The 17,005-nt window shown below is 65.0% G+C and carries 18 protein-coding genes; 7 read left to right on the forward strand and 11 right to left on the reverse strand.

Features of this window, described 5'->3' with window-relative positions:
- Nucleotides 1-18 precede the first annotated feature (18 nt).
- From BFL43_RS10015 to BFL43_RS10035, 5 genes are all read right to left on the reverse strand, one after another.
- A complete protein-coding gene (locus BFL43_RS10015; protein WP_084892402.1) occupies nucleotides 19-672 on the reverse strand; it encodes a GNAT family N-acetyltransferase in 654 nt (217 codons plus the stop codon).
- Between the two features lie 53 nt (nucleotides 673-725).
- On the reverse strand, nucleotides 726-905 hold the full coding sequence (locus tag BFL43_RS10020; RefSeq protein WP_084892403.1) for a hypothetical protein: 180 nt from the start codon (nucleotides 903-905) through the stop codon (nucleotides 726-728).
- Nucleotides 906-926: 21 nt separating this feature from the next.
- A complete protein-coding gene (locus tag BFL43_RS10025; protein WP_084892404.1) occupies nucleotides 927-2,624 on the reverse strand; it encodes an alkaline phosphatase D family protein in 1,698 nt (565 codons plus the stop codon).
- 123 nt (nucleotides 2,625-2,747) lie between these two features.
- Nucleotides 2,748-3,227 (reverse strand): nitroreductase family deazaflavin-dependent oxidoreductase, encoded by a 480-nt coding sequence (locus tag BFL43_RS10030; RefSeq protein WP_084892405.1) that lies wholly within the window; start codon nucleotides 3,225-3,227, stop codon nucleotides 2,748-2,750.
- 6 nt (nucleotides 3,228-3,233) lie between these two features.
- Nucleotides 3,234-4,400: a steroid 3-ketoacyl-CoA thiolase gene (locus BFL43_RS10035; RefSeq protein ID WP_084892406.1), complete on the reverse strand. Its 1,167-nt coding sequence runs from the start codon at nucleotides 4,398-4,400 to the stop codon at nucleotides 3,234-3,236.
- 155 nt (nucleotides 4,401-4,555) lie between these two features.
- On the opposite strand from BFL43_RS10035, the gene BFL43_RS10040 reads away from it, so the two are divergent.
- Nucleotides 4,556-5,824, forward strand: coding sequence for a cytochrome P450 (locus BFL43_RS10040; protein ID WP_084892407.1), 1,269 nt, complete (start codon nucleotides 4,556-4,558; stop codon nucleotides 5,822-5,824).
- A gap of 122 nt (nucleotides 5,825-5,946) precedes the next feature.
- Here BFL43_RS10040 and BFL43_RS10045 read toward each other — a convergent pair whose 3' ends face one another.
- Genes BFL43_RS10045 through BFL43_RS10060 form a run of 4 tightly spaced genes read right to left on the reverse strand, consistent with a single transcriptional unit; the run spans nucleotide 5,947 to nucleotide 9,683 of the window.
- Nucleotides 5,947-6,390 carry a nuclear transport factor 2 family protein gene (locus BFL43_RS10045; RefSeq protein WP_084892408.1) on the reverse strand — a complete coding sequence of 148 codons (444 nt, stop codon included), beginning with the start codon at nucleotides 6,388-6,390 and terminating at the stop codon, nucleotides 5,947-5,949.
- 34 nt (nucleotides 6,391-6,424) lie between these two features.
- Nucleotides 6,425-7,600 carry a thiolase domain-containing protein gene (locus BFL43_RS10050; RefSeq protein ID WP_084892409.1) on the reverse strand — a complete coding sequence of 392 codons (1,176 nt, stop codon included), beginning with the start codon at nucleotides 7,598-7,600 and terminating at the stop codon, nucleotides 6,425-6,427.
- Complete coding sequence (locus tag BFL43_RS10055) at nucleotides 7,600-8,667, reverse strand: thiolase domain-containing protein (protein ID WP_084892410.1); 1,068 nt, start codon at nucleotides 8,665-8,667, stop codon at nucleotides 7,600-7,602. Before BFL43_RS10055 ends, BFL43_RS10050 begins: the two co-directional genes overlap by 1 nt.
- Nucleotides 8,664-9,683, reverse strand: a complete 1,020-nt coding sequence (locus tag BFL43_RS10060; RefSeq protein ID WP_084892411.1) for an OB-fold nucleic acid binding domain-containing protein — start codon at nucleotides 9,681-9,683, stop codon at nucleotides 8,664-8,666. The genes BFL43_RS10055 and BFL43_RS10060 overlap by 4 nt, the downstream gene beginning before the upstream one ends.
- Nucleotides 9,684-9,749: 66 nt before the next feature.
- On the opposite strand from BFL43_RS10060, the gene BFL43_RS10065 reads away from it, so the two are divergent.
- Nucleotides 9,750-10,787, forward strand: a complete 1,038-nt coding sequence (locus tag BFL43_RS10065) for an LLM class F420-dependent oxidoreductase (RefSeq protein WP_084892412.1) — start codon at nucleotides 9,750-9,752, stop codon at nucleotides 10,785-10,787.
- Nucleotides 10,788-10,876: 89 nt separating this feature from the next.
- Here BFL43_RS10065 and BFL43_RS10070 read toward each other — a convergent pair whose 3' ends face one another.
- Nucleotides 10,877-11,332 carry a hypothetical protein gene (locus tag BFL43_RS10070; RefSeq protein ID WP_084892413.1) on the reverse strand — a complete coding sequence of 152 codons (456 nt, stop codon included), beginning with the start codon at nucleotides 11,330-11,332 and terminating at the stop codon, nucleotides 10,877-10,879.
- 380 nt (nucleotides 11,333-11,712) lie between these two features.
- Complete coding sequence (locus BFL43_RS10075) at nucleotides 11,713-13,137, reverse strand: cytochrome P450 (protein WP_084892414.1); 1,425 nt, start codon at nucleotides 13,135-13,137, stop codon at nucleotides 11,713-11,715.
- Nucleotides 13,138-13,212: 75 nt separating this feature from the next.
- Between BFL43_RS10075 and BFL43_RS10080 the strand changes: the two genes are divergently transcribed.
- From BFL43_RS10080 to BFL43_RS10100, 5 genes are all read left to right on the forward strand, one after another.
- Nucleotides 13,213-13,866 (forward strand): TetR/AcrR family transcriptional regulator, encoded by a 654-nt coding sequence (locus BFL43_RS10080; protein WP_168176597.1) that lies wholly within the window; start codon nucleotides 13,213-13,215, stop codon nucleotides 13,864-13,866.
- Nucleotides 13,832-15,235 carry an AarF/ABC1/UbiB kinase family protein gene (locus tag BFL43_RS10085; RefSeq protein WP_240498182.1) on the forward strand — a complete coding sequence of 468 codons (1,404 nt, stop codon included), beginning with the start codon at nucleotides 13,832-13,834 and terminating at the stop codon, nucleotides 15,233-15,235. The genes BFL43_RS10080 and BFL43_RS10085 overlap by 35 nt, the downstream gene beginning before the upstream one ends.
- Before the next feature lie 66 nt (nucleotides 15,236-15,301).
- Complete coding sequence (locus BFL43_RS10090) at nucleotides 15,302-15,658, forward strand: hypothetical protein (RefSeq protein WP_237340938.1); 357 nt, start codon at nucleotides 15,302-15,304, stop codon at nucleotides 15,656-15,658.
- A gap of 10 nt (nucleotides 15,659-15,668) precedes the next feature.
- Complete coding sequence (locus BFL43_RS10095) at nucleotides 15,669-16,331, forward strand: TetR/AcrR family transcriptional regulator (protein ID WP_084892417.1); 663 nt, start codon at nucleotides 15,669-15,671, stop codon at nucleotides 16,329-16,331.
- 6 nt (nucleotides 16,332-16,337) lie between these two features.
- The gene (locus BFL43_RS10100) at nucleotides 16,338-16,976 is read left to right on the forward strand and encodes a TetR/AcrR family transcriptional regulator (protein ID WP_084892418.1); all 639 of its coding nucleotides are present in this window, start codon (nucleotides 16,338-16,340) and stop codon (nucleotides 16,974-16,976) included.
- Nucleotides 16,977-17,005: the final 29 nt, after the last annotated feature.

A 17,005-nucleotide genomic window follows, 5' to 3' on the forward strand; every position in this document is an offset into this window, starting at 1 on the left:
AAGTGAAGCGTATGGGTGTCAGGAACCGGGCGCGCGGATGACCAGGGGGACACCGGGGAAGTAGGCGGCCAGTTCGGACCTCGAACGACGCAGGGCTGAAGTGCCGTAGCCCTTCTTGCGGTGCTCGGGGGCGATCCAGATCCGAACGTGGACCTCACCGTCGGAGAGTTCGCCGAACACGAGTCCGATCTTGTCCGACCCTTCGGTGGCTACCAGCCAGACGGCCTCTTCGGCGTGCATCCGGCTGTTGGCGGCCGAGATCTCGTCGGCGATTCCCGAAGCGGGAGAACCGCTCCCGTCGCCGGCGGCACCCACGTCGGAGGTCCGCTTCTCGAAGATGTCGGCATCGGCGTCGGTGAACTGGCGCAGCGCGAGGGTTTCGGAGGTGCTGGCCGGGCGCTCGGTCTGCGTGAACGTCAGCTGTGAGTTGAGATCCTCGAGTTCGGCAGCATTCTCGCGCCGGGCCGTGACCGTCAAGCGGTCGAAGGGCATCCCCAGGACGGCCTCGGCACCGATCGCGGGGACCGAGAGCAGGGTGGCGATGGAGTTGATGGCCGACGCGCGGTCCTCGGCCTCGACGATCGCGTCGAGGACTTCGTGGCGTCGTTCGAAGGCGGCTTCGAGGGCGGCGGTGATGTCGCGGCGCGTCGCCGCACGGTCTGGAGCAGTCATGCAGCCGAGTCTATTGCGAATGCCTCCGAGTGGTCGGCTGACCCCGGTAAAGCTCACCCAACGGTCATCGGGTGGTTCTGCGACCCGACTCGAAACATCAGCGGAGTCGTTCCGTCCCACGTTTCGGCGGCCACCGAACCGGTGGCGCCCACGGGGATGGTCACCGACCCGTTGGTGCGGGCGACGTGGTCGGCGATGGTGTCGCTGCGTTTGACATCGACGTGCAGTGACACCGGGAGACCGATGCCCGTGAGCTACCCGGCCGCGCGTCCGACCGGACTGACCTGCTGCGCGCCGCTGGCGACCCGCCAGGACTGGCCGTACCGCTGGCCTGACCGCGGGTCGTCACGATTGTTGACGAAATACCAGTCCATCTGGGTCGCAGCCTCGGTCACCGTGAGCACCGCATAACCGTGCGCATCGGTGTCGACCCAGCGCAGGTGCCGGTTCACGTTGGTCAGTGCAGCTGCCGCGACGTTGCCCACCGTGTACTCCGGTGCCCCGACGAGATCGTCGACGTTGCTGGACGTCACCGAGGGCGTCACCAACTCGGTGCCTACCGTGCCGGCCCCCGGATAGTTCGCGGGGTCGTTCGGTAGGTTGCATGCGAACGACATGTGGATGTCGCCGGTGATGAAGACCGTGTTCTGGGTGTCGTTGTCGCGCAACGCCTGATAGAGACGCTGGCGGTCGGCGGTGTAGCCGTCCCACGGGTCCGAGCTGAGCGGGATGCCGGCCCTTGGCACGCCGAGCAGGTCGGTGAGCGCGGCGGTGGTGCGGGGTTCCAGCGGCGGGATGAGGATGGGGCTGATCATCACCGGGTTGCCGACGATCTTCCACCGCGTCGGCGAGGACACGACACCGTTGGTCAGCCAAGACATCTGGGCGGCACCGGTGATGGTGGCCGCGGGATTGTCGGCGGCGTTCGAGGTCGTGCCTGGTTGTTCGGTCCGATAGGTCCGCAGGTCCAGCATCGACAATTCGAGCAGGTTGCCATACCGCAACCTGCGGTAGAGGTGCCTGCCTCCGGCGTCGGGAACCGGGCGCACGGGCATCCACTCGTAGTAGGCCTGTTCCGCGGCGGCTTTGCGGGCAGGCCAATCGCCCTCGGCGGCACTGTGGTTCTCCGCGCCGGAGGCCCAGGCGTCGTTGGCGGCCTCGTGATCGTCCCAGGTGCAGATCCACGGCACGTCTCGGTGGGCCAACTGCAGATCGGGATCGGTTTTGTACTGGGCGTGCCGGATCCGGTAGTCCGCCACGGAGACGATCTCGTGCGCTGGGTCATGGCGTCGGACCGGACCGTTCTTTCCGGTGTATTCGCCGATTCCGTACTCGTAGATGTAGTCGCCGAGATGCACGATCGCGTCGAGGTTCGGCTGCGCGGCGAGGTGCCGGTACGCGCTGAAGTATCCGGCTTCCCAATTGGCGCAGGACACCACCCCGAACCGGACCTTGGCGACCTCTGCGGCGGTGTCGGGCGCGGTCTTCGTGCGCCCTACCGGCGAGACGGTTCCCGCAGCCGGGCCGTCGACGACGTGGAAGCGGAAGTGGTAGCCGGTGTTCGGGCTCAGTCCTCCGGCGTCCACCTTGACCGTGAGGTCTCGACCGGCGTCGGTGGTCGTGGTGCCCGACGACACCACCGACCCGAAGCCCGGATCGGTCGCCACTTCCCAGCGGATCGTCGTCGCGCTGCCGCGGCCTGATCCCGGGGTTGCATCGGCTGTCGGCGTCACGCGGGTCCACAGGATGACGCGATCAGGCAGTGGGTCGCCGGACGCGATCCCGTGGCGGAACACGTCCGCCGGAGGCGCGGCCGCAGCACTCCCGGCGTACACCGTTCCGAGGACGCCGACGGTGCCGATGGCGGCTCCGCCGAGGAACGCGCGACGTGACGGCTGGGTCCAGGATGGCTGTGGGACCGGCTCAGGGCGGGAGTTTGGATTCGATGTCATTGCGCATCGAATCCTGGCATACCTGGTGGCCTCGGGTGCACCGACCGGTGACCTTTGCGAAGAATTCTTGTCGTCGCTGCGATGAACTCTCCGCTCACCGGCCGGGCCCGTCGAGACCCTCGTTCAGCGCGGTTCGCAGATGATCACCGGAATCTTGCGGTCGGTCCATTCCTGGTACTGGTTGAAATCGGCGTAGACATCGACGAGTGCGGGCCACAGTCGTTCCCGCTCGGCGTCGTCGGCTTCGCGGGCCCGCATCACCGATGTCTTCTTGCCCTCCTGGATGCTCACATCGGGATTGGCGGTGATGTTGAGATACCACGCAGGATTGGACGCCATGCCACCCTGCGAGGCCACGACCACCACGTTCGCGCCGTCCCGGAGAAAGATCAGCGGCACGGTGCGCGGCTTGCCGGACTTACGGCCGATGGTGGTCAGGAGGATCACCGGCACCGGATCCTTGAACCCCGCCCCCACGCGCCACTTGGCGCCGACCTTGCCTCCGGTGAGTTTGTAGATCTTGGTGTTCGCCCGTGACGACAGCTTGACGATCGTGCTGACGGCCTTGGAGTTGAGGGCCTTGGGTGGTTCCTGGTTGGGCACCGGGCCTCAGATCCGCTCGATGATGGTGCCGCTCGAGAGCGCGCCGCCGGCGCACATCGTGATGAGGGCGGTCGATTTGTCCGACCGCTCCAGCTCGTGCAGCGCGGTGGTGATGAGCCGGGACCCGGTGGATCCCACGGGATGCCCGATGGCGATGGCGCCGCCGTTGACGTTGACTTTGTCCATGTCGGGATTATGCACCGAGGCCCACGACAGCAGCACGGAGGCGAACGCCTCGTTGACCTCGAACAGGTCGATGTCGGAGATGCTCATCCCGGACTTCGACAGCACGCGCTCGGTGGCCTGCACCGGTCCGTCCAGGTGGTAGTACGGTTCGGCGCCGACCAGTGCCTGCGAGACGAAACGGGCACGGGGCTTGAGGCCCAGCGCTTTCGCTTTGTCCTCGTCCATGATGAGAACGGCGGCGGCGCCGTCGGAGACCTGCGAGGAGGTACCCGCCGTGTGGATGCCACCGTCGATGACCGGACGGAGTTTGCCGAGCGACTCCAGGGTGGTGTCGCGCAGTCCCTGGTCGCGGTTCACGTCGAGGATGTTGCCGGTGAGCTCGCCCTCTTTGGTGCGTTCGGGGGCCTTCAGGGAGAACACCTCGCGGTCGAAACGGCCCTCGTCCCACGCCTGCTTCGCCAGCCGCTGACTGCGCTCACCGAGCCCGTCGACGTCCGCGCGGGTGATGCCGCGACGGGTCGCGATCCGCTCGGCCGCCTCGAACTGATTGGGCATGTCGATGTCCCAGGATTCGGGCCGCCGCAGCCCGGCGTTCTCGACCATGACGTTCGCACCCAGCGGCACGGTGGTCATGGACTCGACGCCGCAGGCGATGCCGGCGTCGATGGTGCCGGTCGCGATGAGGCCGGCGATCAGATGATTGGCTTGTTGGGCCGAACCGCACTGGCAGTCGATCGTGGTCGCGCCGGTCTGCCACGGCAGTCCCGCGTGGAGCCAAGCCGTACGGGTGATGTTGTTCGACTGTGCGCCCACCTGCATGACGCAGCCGCCGATTACCTGCTCGATTTCGGACGGGTCGATCTCGGCTCTTTCGATCACGGCCTTCTGTGCAGCGCCGAGAAGTTCAGCGGGATGAAGACCCGACAGCCACCCCGCTCGCTTGCCGATCGGAGTGCGGGTGGCCTCGACTATTACCGGTTTTCCCATGTCAATCCCTTCGAGTGCGTGGATGCCTGAATTCGAAACTAGAACAAGTTGCCAACTGGACACAAGTCCTATTGCAGCAGGTAGTAGCCATTGTTCAGCATTGTGCTCTACCATCGAACTAGAACACGTTCATGTCTAGCATTTAGGTGGTTGCAATGACGCAGGCCGAGAAGGTGTGCCCGTTCGCAGAGGGTTTCGATTTCACCAGCCCTGACCTGTTGGAACAAGGGATCCCGGTGACGGAATTCGCAGAGCTGCGGAAGACGTCGCCGGTCTGGTGGAACGCTCAAGCCGAGGGTAAAGGCGGTGGCTTCAACGACGGCGGTTATTGGGTCGTCAGCAAGCACGAGGATGTGCGTGCGATCTCGAAGAACAACGAGAACTGGTCCACCAACGAAAACGGTGTGATCATGCGGTTCGACGACGCGATGACGTCTGAGCAGCTCGACATCACCAAAGCTCTGCTGATCAACCATGACCCGCCCGAGCACACCCGCCTGCGCAAGCTGATCTCGAAGCTGTTCACGCCCAAGGCGGTGCATGCGATCGAAGAGAAGCTCGAGGACGCGGCACAGAAGATCGTCAAGGATGCCGCGGCAAAGGGCAACGGCGACTTCGTCGAAGACGTCGCGATCAACCTGCCGTTGATGGCGATCGCCGATCTGCTCGGCGTCCCTGAGGACGACCGCGAGAAGCTGTACCACTGGTCGAACAACATGATGAACGCGGACGATCCGGAGTTCAACGAGGTCGATGACGAATCCGGGCTGACCCCGGCCCAGCTGTCCTCGGCCGAGATCCTCGGATACGCGTACACGATGGCCGAGGAACGCAAGAAGTGTCCGGCCGACGACATCGTCACCGCACTCGTCAACGCGGACATCGACGGACAGTCGCTCGACGAGATCGAGTTCGGCTACTTCGTGATCCTGCTGACCGTCGCCGGCAACGAGACCACCCGTAACGCCATCAGCCACGGCATGAATGCGTTCCTCGACAACCCGGACCAGTGGGAGCTCTTCAAGCGTGATCGCCCGGCCACCACCGCGGACGAGATCGTCCGGTGGGCCACCCCGGTCAACGCTTTCCAGCGCACTGCCCGTCATGACCTGGTTCTCGGTGGCCAGGAGATCAAGAAGGGCCAGCGCGTCGGAATGTTCTATGGTTCGGCGAACTTCGACGAGGACGTCTTCGAGAAGCCGTTCGAGTTCAACATCCTGCGTGACCCGAACCCGCACGTCGGCTTCGGTGGCCACGGTGCCCACTACTGTGTCGGCGCCAACTTGGCCCGCATGGAGATCAACCTGATCTTCAACGCGATCGCCGATCACATGCCCGACATCACCAAGCTGGCCGAGCCCCGCCGGCTCCGGCACGGCTGGATCAACGGAGTCAAGGAACTGTCGGTCAACTACGGCAGCTAGACACACGAGAAAGCCCCCCGTCCGAAAGGATGGGGGGCTTCTTCGTGTCTCGAAAATGGTGGGTTTTGGTGAGCATCACCTGGGGAAATGCTCGCCAAAACCCACCAAGATCGGGGCTTGGGCTAGGCCTTGCGGACGGAGTTGATCGTCTTCTCGACTTCCCAGAACGCACGCAGCGCAGCGAGTTTGCCGTCGTCGTTCGCGCGGTAGGTGAACACCCCGCGGGCTTCGGAGATGTGGCCGTGGATATGGGTGATGATCTTGCCGATGTAGGCGACCTCGTTGCCGCAGATGATCTCTTCATCGAAGGCGAATTCGATCTGCTCGGTGGTCCCGATCGACAGGTCCCAGAAATCGCTGATGCGATCGTGCCCGGTGAACCCGATGCCTTCTTCGTCGAACATCGACGGGCCTACCGGGTCCTGGACGATGCCATCCTCGGCGAAGAGATTGACCCAGGCCGCCTTGTTCCGCGACCCGACGTATTCGCGGGACAGTCGTCCGGCGACGACCGCCGGGTTGTTTGCCCGGTCGATGTTCATGTAGGCGGGTTCTGCTTTGGTCATGTCAGTCCGATCAGTGGGTGGGTTTGTCGCCGGGTCAGTGGGTGGGTTTGTCACTGCCGACGAGCCACATCGAGAAGTACTGGGAGCCACCGCCGTAGGCGTGTCCAAGCGCCTTGCGGGCATCCTTGACCTGATGATCGCCCGCCTTGCCCTGCACCTGGATGGCGGCCTCGGCGAAGCGGATCATGCCGGAGGCGCCGATCGGGTTGGACGAGAGCACACCACCGGAGGCGTTGACCGGCAGTTTGCCGCCGATCGCGGTCTCGCCGGACTCGGTGAGTTTCCAGCCATCGCCTTCCGCCGCGAATCCCAGATTTTCCAGCCACATCGGCTCGAACCAGGAGAACGGAACGTAGATCTCCGCGGTGTCGATCTCCTCGAGCGGGTTGGAGATTCCGCCGGCCTTCCAGAGGGCGGCCGCGGCGTCGCGGCCGGCCTGTGGACTGACGGTGTCGCGGTGCGAGTAGGACAGTGGTTCGGTGCGCATCGCCGACGCGTGGATCCAGGCGACCGGAATCCCTTTGGCCACAGCATCGTCGGCGGTCTGCTCGTCCGCGATGACCACGGCGCAGGCACCGTCGGACGACGGGCAGGTCTCGTCGTAGCGGATCGGATCCCACAGCATCTTCGACTCCATCACGCTCTCCATGGTGATGTCGGGCTGATGCAGATGCGCAAGAGGATTGAGGGCACCGTTCTGGCGGTCCTTCGCGGCGACGATGGCGCCGATGTGATCGGGAGCGCCGGTCCGCCGGATGTAGGAGCGGATGTGCGGCGCGAAGAATCCACCGGCTCCGGCTCCGACCGGCATGGTGAACGGAACCGGGATCGACAACGCCCACATGGCATTCGACTCCGACTGCTTCTCCCACGCGATGGCGAGCACCCGCTGGTGGACTCCTGAGGTGACCAGGGAGGCGCCGACGTTGGCGGTGGACCCGCCGACGGAGCCGGCGGTGTGCACACGGATCATCCGCTTGCCTTCGGCGCCCAGCGACTGCGCCAGTGCGAGCTCGGGCATCATCGCGCCCTCGAAGAAGTCGGGCGCTTTGCCGATGACGATGGCGTCGATGTCGTCCATCGACACCTGGGCGTCGATGAGCGCCTTGTCGATGGCCTCGCGACACAGGCCGGCCATCGAGACATCACTGCGCTTGGCAACGTATTTGGTCTGACCGGTGCCGAGCACCGCCGCGCGATAACGCCCCATCAGTTCTTTCCTTCGCGTGATTCGGGCTTGCTTCCGGCAAGGGCGACAACCATGTTCTGCTGCAGGAGCGGACCGCTCGTGGCGTGGGCCAGCGCGGTGCCGGCATCGCCGTTCAGGATCGCGGTGGCGGCGAAGCCGATGCGCTCGAGTCCGGCGGAGAACAGTGGGTTGGCGGCCAGTGCGCCGCCCGACGGGTTGATGTTCACGGAATCATCCAGACCGAGTTCGGCTTTGAGGATCAGTTCCTGGTGCGTGTACGGCGCGTGCAACTCGGCGACGTCGAACTTGCGGTTGCTCCCGAGTGCGGTGTCGCCTGCGAGTTTCGTCGACGGGGACTTCGTCAGATCGCGGGCCCCGAAGTTGGGGGTGTCGATCCGATGGTCCCAGCCGGTGATCCACGCCGGGTTGGCGACGAGCTCGCGGGCCTTGTGCTCGCTGGCCAGGATGATCGCCGCTGCACCGTCGGTGTAGCGGCAGGTGTCATGGGCGCGAAGAGGATTGGCGACGTAGTCGTTCTTCAGCAGATCCTCTGCGGAGGAACCGGAGCCGCGCGCTGCCACCGCGGCCATGTCGGCCTCGGTCCAGGCGCCGGAGTCGATACCGGCGCGGGCCTGCAGCGCTGCCAGCGACCGGGCGTCCGGCCACAGCGGAGCGACGGTGATCGGATCGGTCTGCAGGGTGAGGACCTGATCGGTGTTCGACGCCGACGGCTTGCCGAACCCGTACGCGAGCGCGAGGTCGACCTCGCCGGTGGCGATCTTCACCCAGGCCTCGTAGAGCGCCCAGGCGGCGTCCATCTCGACGTGCGACTCGTTGATCGGCGGCACGGCGCCGATCGAGTCGATCGCCGAGATGAACGAGAAGGCGCGGCCGGCAAGGTAATCGGACGATCCGGAGCACCAGAAGTCGATGTCGGTGCGGACGATGCCGAGGTCGGCGTAGAGCTTCTGGAAGCAGGGGACCAGCATCTCGACACCGTTGGTGGTGCCCCAGGTCTGATCGACGTGCGGACTGTGTGCGAAGCCGATGACTGCGATCGGCGGTATCTCGCGATGGGTGCTGGTCACAGGTGATCCTTGTACGAGTCGTAGTCGGCGTCGGGTTCGCCCGACGGACGGAAGTGGCTGATGTTGCGCAGCGTGTGGTCCCACTCCTCGCGGGGCCGCCAGACCGCCTCGACCCGCATCCCCATGTTCACGTCTGCGGCCTCGACATCGAGGATCAGGTGCAGGAACGGGATATCGGAACCATCGAGCAGAACGTAGGCCGCGACGTACGGCGGCTTGATCTGCTGACCGAGGAAGGGCACGTTGACGATGCAGAACGTGGTGATGACGCCTTTGTCGGAGATCTCCACACGTTCCGCGGTCGGATGGCCGTCCGTGGGGTCGGCGCCGCGCGGCGGGAAGTAGACGGGGGCGTCGGGACCGGTGCGGCCGCCGTAGAGCCTGCCTTCTTTGAGACCCTGCAGGTACCAGGTCTCCTCGACCGAGGCGGTGTGGTCGATCGTCAGGCCCAGGGGAGTGGTGATCATGATGCCGTCGGTATCGGACGGCTCACCCGTCCTCGGTGCTGCGGGTTCGGGATCGTCGCCGAGGGCGAAGTGCGCGATGTCGTCGATGCGGCCGGTGCGTTCGGTCTTCCAGACCGCGTGGACGCGGGCTCCGGTGCTCAGGTCATCCGGACCATCGGCCGCAACCGCGTGCAGCAGGCTGGTGCCCGCGCCATCGAGCTCGATCAGGGCCCATCCGAACGGCTTTGAGAAGGGCTGACCCTCGATCGGCTCTGCCATCCAGCTCCACGACTTGACGGTGCCCACCTCGGACACCTCGACGAAGTCGTCGATCTGGGCGCGGGTGACGGGATCGAACTCGTCGGGAGGGACGTAGACGGTGCCGTCCGCGCTGCGTCCACCGATGATCTTGCCGTCGATCAGACCCTGGGCGAAGCGCCCTAGTACTGGTCCGAGCGACCGTGTGTAATCAAAGGCGTTGTGCAGTGGCGCGGACAGGACTGGATCGTCCGGGTCCTCGATCGGTGCGACTACGGCTGCGAATCCTGCGGATATCTGGCTGACGCTCACAGAATCGAGTAGAACAGGTTCTAGATTTGTTCGCAAGGACTTGATCGATCAGGAGGTCACGGGCGCATGAAGCTGGGTTTGCAATTGGGGTATTGGGGTGCCGCGCCGATACCTGACGCACCGGCGCTCATCGCGGCCGCAGAGGCCGCCGGCTACGACGCGGTGTTCACCGCTGAGTCGTGGGGATCGGATGCCTACACCCCGCTCGCCTGGTGGGGTTCGCAGACGTCCACGATCAAACTGGGGACCGGCATCGCCCAACTGTCGGCGCGGCCCCCGACGTCGGCGGCGATGCACGCATTGACACTCGACCATCTGTCCGGCGGACGGCACATCCTCGGATTGGGGGTCTCGGGCCCGCAGGTGGTCGAAGGTTGGTATGGCGAACCCTTCGCCAAGCCGCTTGCCCGTACCCGTGAATACGTTCAGGTGATCCGCGACGTGCTCGCCCGGGAAGGGCGCGTCACCAACGCCGGGCCGCACTATCCGTTGCCCTATCCCGCCGATGCCCCTGGGTCGACCGGCTTGGGCAAGTCGCTGAAGCCGATCACGCATCCGTTGCGGGCTGACCTGCCCATCTGGCTCGGTGCCGAGGGGCCCAAGAACGTTGCGCTCAGCGCCGAGATCGCCGACGGGTGGCTCGCGATCTACTACACCCCGAGGCTGTCGGACATGTACGAGGAATGGCTCGCCGAAGGCTTCGCCCGTGCCGGTGCGCGGCGTACCCGGGACACCTTCGAAGTCGCCGCCACGGTCCAGGTGGAGATCACCGACAACGTCGCCGCCGTCATCGACGCCTACCGTCCGTCGACCGCGCTATACGTCGGCGGGATGGGCGCCAAGGAACAGAACTTCCACGCCGAGGTCTACCGCCGGATGGGCTACGCCGACGTGGTCCAGGAGATCGGCGAGAAGTTCTTGTCGGGCCGCAAGGAAGAAGCCATCGCCGCGGTGCCCGACGAGATGGTTCTCGAGACCCTCATCGTCGGCGACGAGGAGTCGGTCCGCGGTCAGATCAAACGTTGGGAACAAGCGGGCGTCAGCATGCTGATGGTCACCACCCGAGACGTCGAGCAGATCACCCGTCTGGGCGCCCTCGTCTGAGTGAACATGTTCTAAATTGGCTCGCGCCCGCCTCGGTGCCCGACGCCCGTGTTCAAACATGGGCGTCGCGCTTTTTGGTGGGCGCGCGGTCACGCAACCCGTGAGTGCGAGAGCGCATGGCGGATACGGTTCGCGACCAGAAGCGGTGTGTCGAGATCCGTGGACGACCACCGAACGATCCGCCAGCCCTGCTCGACGATTCGGTCGGCGCGATACTTTTCTCGGAGCACCGATCGGACGTCATCGTTTTTGTACTTGACCACTCCGTCGGCCTCTCCGATCACCCGGTGCTCGACCCAGGCGAAATCGACGCGGGCGAGAAATCGTCCGTGATTGTCGAGGACCTCGTATTGGAGTGTGGGCATCGGAAGTCGGGCATCGTGCATCGACACTCGGCTTCGACTCTCCAGCGCTGATTCGCTCCGCGCGTCCATCATCTCGACGGCCCGCCGTGCTTTCGGATGGCCGGGGAAGCCGGCGATCACGTCGAGTTCGGCGAGCAACTCCGCGGGCGGTGCACAGTCCGCGGTGAAGTGCCGCGTCACCCGTCACAACTGCGGATGCGGTCGACGACAGACGCGCCAGGTCGACGATCGCGCGTGCTGGGCTGCTGACCAGGACACCGTTGATCCGCATCGAGGCGGTCCGGCGTGCGTCGCGGTGAATCCGGATGCGCTTGGAGTTCCGGGACCCGGTCCCGGAGTTGGTGGTCGGTTGAACGAGGTGAACGACCCGCGGATCCACGCCCCAGAGCGGTAATCCGTAGACCGCCGCCGCGGATTGCGCGCCGAGAACATAGTTGCCACCGAGTTTGCGCAACGTTGCCTTGCTGAGTTCGCCGTGGCGCGTCTCCATCGGCTCGTTCCACAACGCCGGACTCGCGTAGATGCCAGGCGCGAGGGACCTCATCGTGGCGAGAGTGAGGTCAACGCCGCCGAATACGCAGTCGCAGTCCTGATGGCATCAGGGTGAGGCGTTCGGTGATGGCCAATTCGTAGCCGGGATCGGCGGGTTCGAAGTCGTATCGCTGGAGCAGGCGAGCAAGGAGCAAGACGGATTCGTGGAGTGCGAATTGCCTGCCGATGCAGGCCCGTTCGCCGGTGCCGAAGGGTTTGTACGAATGGGCGGGTCGCTTCTTGACTTCGGCGGCAAGGAAGCGGTCGGGGTCGAAACGTGCGGGTTCGGTCCAGACAGCGGGGTCGCGATGCAACTTCGGCAAGTGCACGATGGCCCAATCGCCCGGCGCCATCTCGTATCTCCCGGCGACTGTGGTGGGCTCGATCGGTCCGCGGGAGAAACCCGGAGCGGTGGGCCACAGGCGTAATGATTCGTCGACGATGCGTCGGAGCAGGCGGAACTTGGCCACCTGCTCGAACGCCGGTTCCGCGTCTGCATCGAGGATCGAGTCGACCTCCGCATGGGCGCGAGCAAGTAGTTCTCTGTCCTGCGCCAGATGGTGTAGGGCGAATGACAGTGCACCAGAGGTCGTCTCATGTCCGGCAACGAGAAAGGTGAGGATCTGGTAGCCGATGTTGCCGTCATCGAGCACGTCGTGCTCCCGTGCGGCGTTCTGGGTGAGCATGATCGCCAAGAGGTCGGTCTCACCGCCATCCCCACGTCGGCGACGACCGGCGACCAGCTCTTCGAGCATCGTGTCGATGTAACGCTGGTGGCGGGCGTTCGCCCGGATCATCAACGCGGACAGTGCTCTCGCACCGGGAAGTCCCGAGAGACCTCCTGTGCGCTGGCCCGTCTTGAGTGCGGCGATCATCGCAGATACGAAAGCGTGTGGGGTGTCGCGTTCGAATGACCCGAGATCCTCACCGAACGCGGCCCGGCTGATGGTCTCCAGCGTCAGCCGCGTCATATCGGGTGCGACATCGATGACATCGCCGCGCCGTTCCCAGAAGGTGAAGAGTTCGGAGATCGCGTCGAGCATCAGCGGGTGGTAGTTCTGCATCGCCGACTTGGTGAAGGCAGGCATCAGGAGATCGTGCGCCAGTCGCCAATTGGGCTCGTCGGTCGCGGCGGTGAACAGCCCGTCGCCGGCGAAGGAACGCAGCGCCGCGACCCCCGGCGTCAGCACCTTCTCGAACCGGGACTCGTCGCAGAGCTCCGCCGCGATCTCGGCGCTGCCCGCGAACACGAATCGCTGCCGGAACGCCTGGAACTGCACAATCGGCCAGACCTCTTCGGGCCAGTCGAGCATGCTCAGGACCGGGCCGCCGATCTTGATCGAGCGGACGTCGCCGAGTAGGCGGAGCCGGCCGGGTGGGTGGGGGAACTGCTGTCCCCAGTTGTTCGGGCCGACGAGGTCACGCGGCGTGGGCAGCTCGGTGGTTGCGGCCATGACGCTCCTTATTGGAGTTGGGTTCAATAGCGATTGTGTGCCGCTATTGAACCTGTGTCAAGTAATATGGGATCGGTGGCCGCCCGTACTCGTCTGTCTCCCGAGGAACGCCGCAGGCAGTTGCTGGATCTGGGCGCTCAGCTCTTCGCGGACCAGCACTATGACGACGTCCACATAGAGCAAGTTGCCGAGCTGGCGGGAGTCTCCCGGGGCCTGCTGTATCACTACTTCCCGACCAAGCGTGCGTTCTTCGCCGAGCTCGTCAGGCGTGAGACCCAGGCGATGATGGCCGACTCGACCCCAGATCCTGCGTTGGGTGTCCTCGACCAACTCCGGCACGGCATCGACGTCTACCTCGCCAACTGCCTCACCAATCGGTATGGGGCACAAGCCATTTATCAGGGAGCCGCCAGTTCGGATCCCGACGTCCTCGCCATCATCGAAGAATCGACCCGAGTGCAGGAAGAACGCATCCTGGCCGCCCTCGATCCCGGTGGGTCGCACCCGCGGCTGCTGCAGATCGCCGTGCGCAGTTGGCTCGTCATGATCCGTACCGCCTGCCATACGTGGCTGTCCGATCCCGATGACGGAGTGGACGCCGTCGATCTTCGCCAGATGGCCGAGCACGCACTGCTGGGTGCCCTGTTCGGTTTGCCCGACGCCGCCCGGCCGGCGAACTTGGCTGTGTTGATCGATGACGCCGCACGACGCGGGCCGACTGATGGCTGACCGCGCCGATCGTGGCCAGAAGCTGGGCCGGGTGGTGGCCGGGCACGCGATGAGGTCCACGACGGCCAAATTGAGCGCGCCGCTGCGCAGTGATGCCGCAAATGCTCGCAAGCGCGACGACGCCATCCTGCGCTTCGCCGACGAACTCGTCACCGTGATCGGCAGCATGAAGGGCGCGGCGCTCAAGCTCGGTCAGATGTTGTCGATGTTCGACGTGGGTTTGAGCTCGCCGGCCACTCGGGCCGAGTTCGCGGCCCGGCTGGCACCGTTGTTCGACAGCGCGCCTGCCGTCGATGACGCCGTCATGTTGTCGATCCTCGATGCCCAGTTGGGCAAGGCGGCACGCGCGCGGCTCACGGTGACCCCGATTCCCATCGCGGCGGCGTCGATCGGGCAGGTCTATCGGGCCACCCTCGACGGCAACGAGGACGGGGGCGGCCGTGAGGTCGCGATCAAGATCCAGTACCCGGACATCGGTTCTGCCGTCCGGGCCGATCTGAAGAATCTGGCGTTGGTGGTGCGGCTCGGTCGCGGCAGGCTGCCCGGCGTCGACCTCGATCCGATCGTCGCCGAGGTCAGCAGGCGAGTGCTCGCAGAGCTCGACTATCGCACCGAGTTGGCCAATCACCTTCGGATGTATGACTTCTATCGCGACCATCCGAGCTGGCGGATACCCGAGCCGATCGCCGAACTGTCCACCGATCGGGTGCTGGTCACCGAATACCTCGACGGGATGAGCTTCGCCGAGGCCATCGATCTGCCTGTCGCGGAAAGGGATCGGATCGGTGAGGCCGTGTACCGCTTCTACTGCGGCGGTGTCTATGAACTCGGTGAGTTCTGCGCTGATCCGCACCCCGGCAATGTCCTCATCCTGCCGGACGGAAAGCTGGGCTTCCTCGACTTCGGTCTGTATCCCAGGATGGACCGTGGCGATATGGCATTGCAGCGCAACGCCTTCAGGGCCCTGATGGAGGGGCGTGATGCCGACGTCTACCAGATGATCGTCGAAGCCGGTTTCATCGCGGACCCGGCTGTGATGGGTATGGAGGACGCCGTCGGCTACATGCGAAGCGTGGCGGGGTGGCACCTGGTTCCGCAGCCGGTCACCATGACCGACGAACTCGCACGGCGGGTGTTCGCGTCCGCGGTGTTGCCCGGCTCGGGACATTTCGGGCAGATCCGTCAGCAGAACCTGCTCGACACCCACGCGTTCTCGCGCCGCACGGAGATGAGCGTGTGCGCCCTGCTCGGCCGGTTGCGTGCAACCGCGCCGTGGGGGGCGATCGCGCGAGAATGGCTCTACGAACCGCGGCCTGCCACGCCGATGGGTGAGTCGATTGCCCAATGGCGCCGTAAGAATGCGGGATAAACTCCGCCCGTCGGTCGTCGGCGCCGCAAAGGCTTCGATAGTGTTGACCGCGACGAGAGGTAGAGCATGACGTTGGTTGGAAATCGCCGTGGCAAGAAGGTTGCTGCAGTGGAAAAGGTTGTCGCAGGCGTGGCGTCGAAGAACCCGACAGTGATCGCGGTGAAAACCGCCGATTCGGTGCTCCCGAGGATCATCGGTGCGGGAATTGCCGGTACCGGAGTGGCGCATTTCGTCCGCCCCCAATTGTTCGAATCGATCACCAGGCCGGCTTTTCCAGAGAACACCCGGGAATGGATATATGCGAACGGGGCGACGGAAACCGTGATCGGGCTGGCGATTGCCAACCGGTCGACCAGATTGTTCGGGCTGGTTGGTCTGGTCGGCTACGTCGGCTTCCTGGGCAGCCGGATCGCCTCGGCCTGAACGCTCCCTGATGACAGACCAACCCCCCGCGCGCCGTCCCCGCGGCCGCCCCAAGGTCGAAGGTCTGGCTGACCAACGTCGCACCCAGATCATCGAGGCCGCGTTCGAGGTCCTGACCGAACGCGGCTACCACGGGACGTCCATCGCGGAGATCGCCCAGCAGGCCGGAATCGGCCAGGGCACCGTATACCGATACGTGAGCAGCAAACGAGAGTTGCTGGATCAGGTCTTCGACTGGGCGGTCGAACGCGCGTTCGCGACCGTGGACCCCAATGCGCTGCTGGCCGCCGACCCCGACTCCGCGCAGGACATGGTCACGCAGATCGGTGTCGTGAGCGAGCGGCTCTACGCGATGATCGACAAAGAGCCTGCGATGCTGAAGTTGATCGGGGTGCAAGCCAGCGCGATCGACAAGGAATTGAAGGCGCGCGTCGTGGGGCTCGAGGCGATGATCAACTCGATGGTCTCGCAGTCGCTGACCCGGGCGATCGACAAGGGCTGGCTCGAGCTGTCCGCCGAGCAGAAGCCGATCATCGCGCGATTGCTGATGATGATGGCGATGCCGGGTCTGGTCAGATCGATCATCTCGGACGATGATGCCGACAAGCGTGCGCAATTCGTCAGCGGCGCCAGCGACATCGCGTTCCATGGGTTGATGAAGCGCGGGGCGTAGAGACTGATGGCGCAACCCGTGGTCGGCTCAGGCGCAGGTCGGTCCGACACCAGGCGGACCCGGATTCGTCGTATCCAATTGCTCGACGCTGCTCTGGAGACGTTTGTCGAGTACGGCTACGGCGAGGTCGGCGTGGCAGAGATCGTCGCCCGCATCGGCTGCAGCCACGGCACGTTCTACAACTACTTCGACAACAAGCGAGACGCCCTCGACGCGCTGCTGTCCCGGGAGCTGTCCGAACTGGTCTCGGTGGCCGAGCTGCATCGACCACGTCCGCGGTCGGAATCGGAGTTCGTGGACGCCCTCGGCACGCTGGTCCGCAGGCTCGTCGAGTACGCGAACGAACGTCCGCATGTGCTGACGTTCCTCGCGATGGAGGCTCCGGGCATCGATGAGGCCGCGCTGAAGACCATGGTCGGCAGTTACGGCCAGCTCGGGCAGCTGTGCGGTCAGTACATCCGGTACGGGATCGAGGACGGGTACCTGCGCGAGGACATCAACGTCGAGTTCGCCGGCGAGGCCGTGGTCTCGTGCCTGATGGGTGCGGTCTTGCCACTCATCCTGGACAACACGGCACTCGTCGACGTGGACTCGACCGTTCAGACGGTGGTCGGATTCCTCTGTTACGGCACCAACGCGCAATAGCGGGAACCGGTTCGGTTGGCCAACCCGCG

The sequence above is a fragment of the Williamsia sp. 1135 genome (genome assembly GCF_002095395.1).
In the GTDB taxonomy this organism is placed as follows: domain Bacteria; phylum Actinomycetota; class Actinomycetes; order Mycobacteriales; family Mycobacteriaceae; genus Williamsia.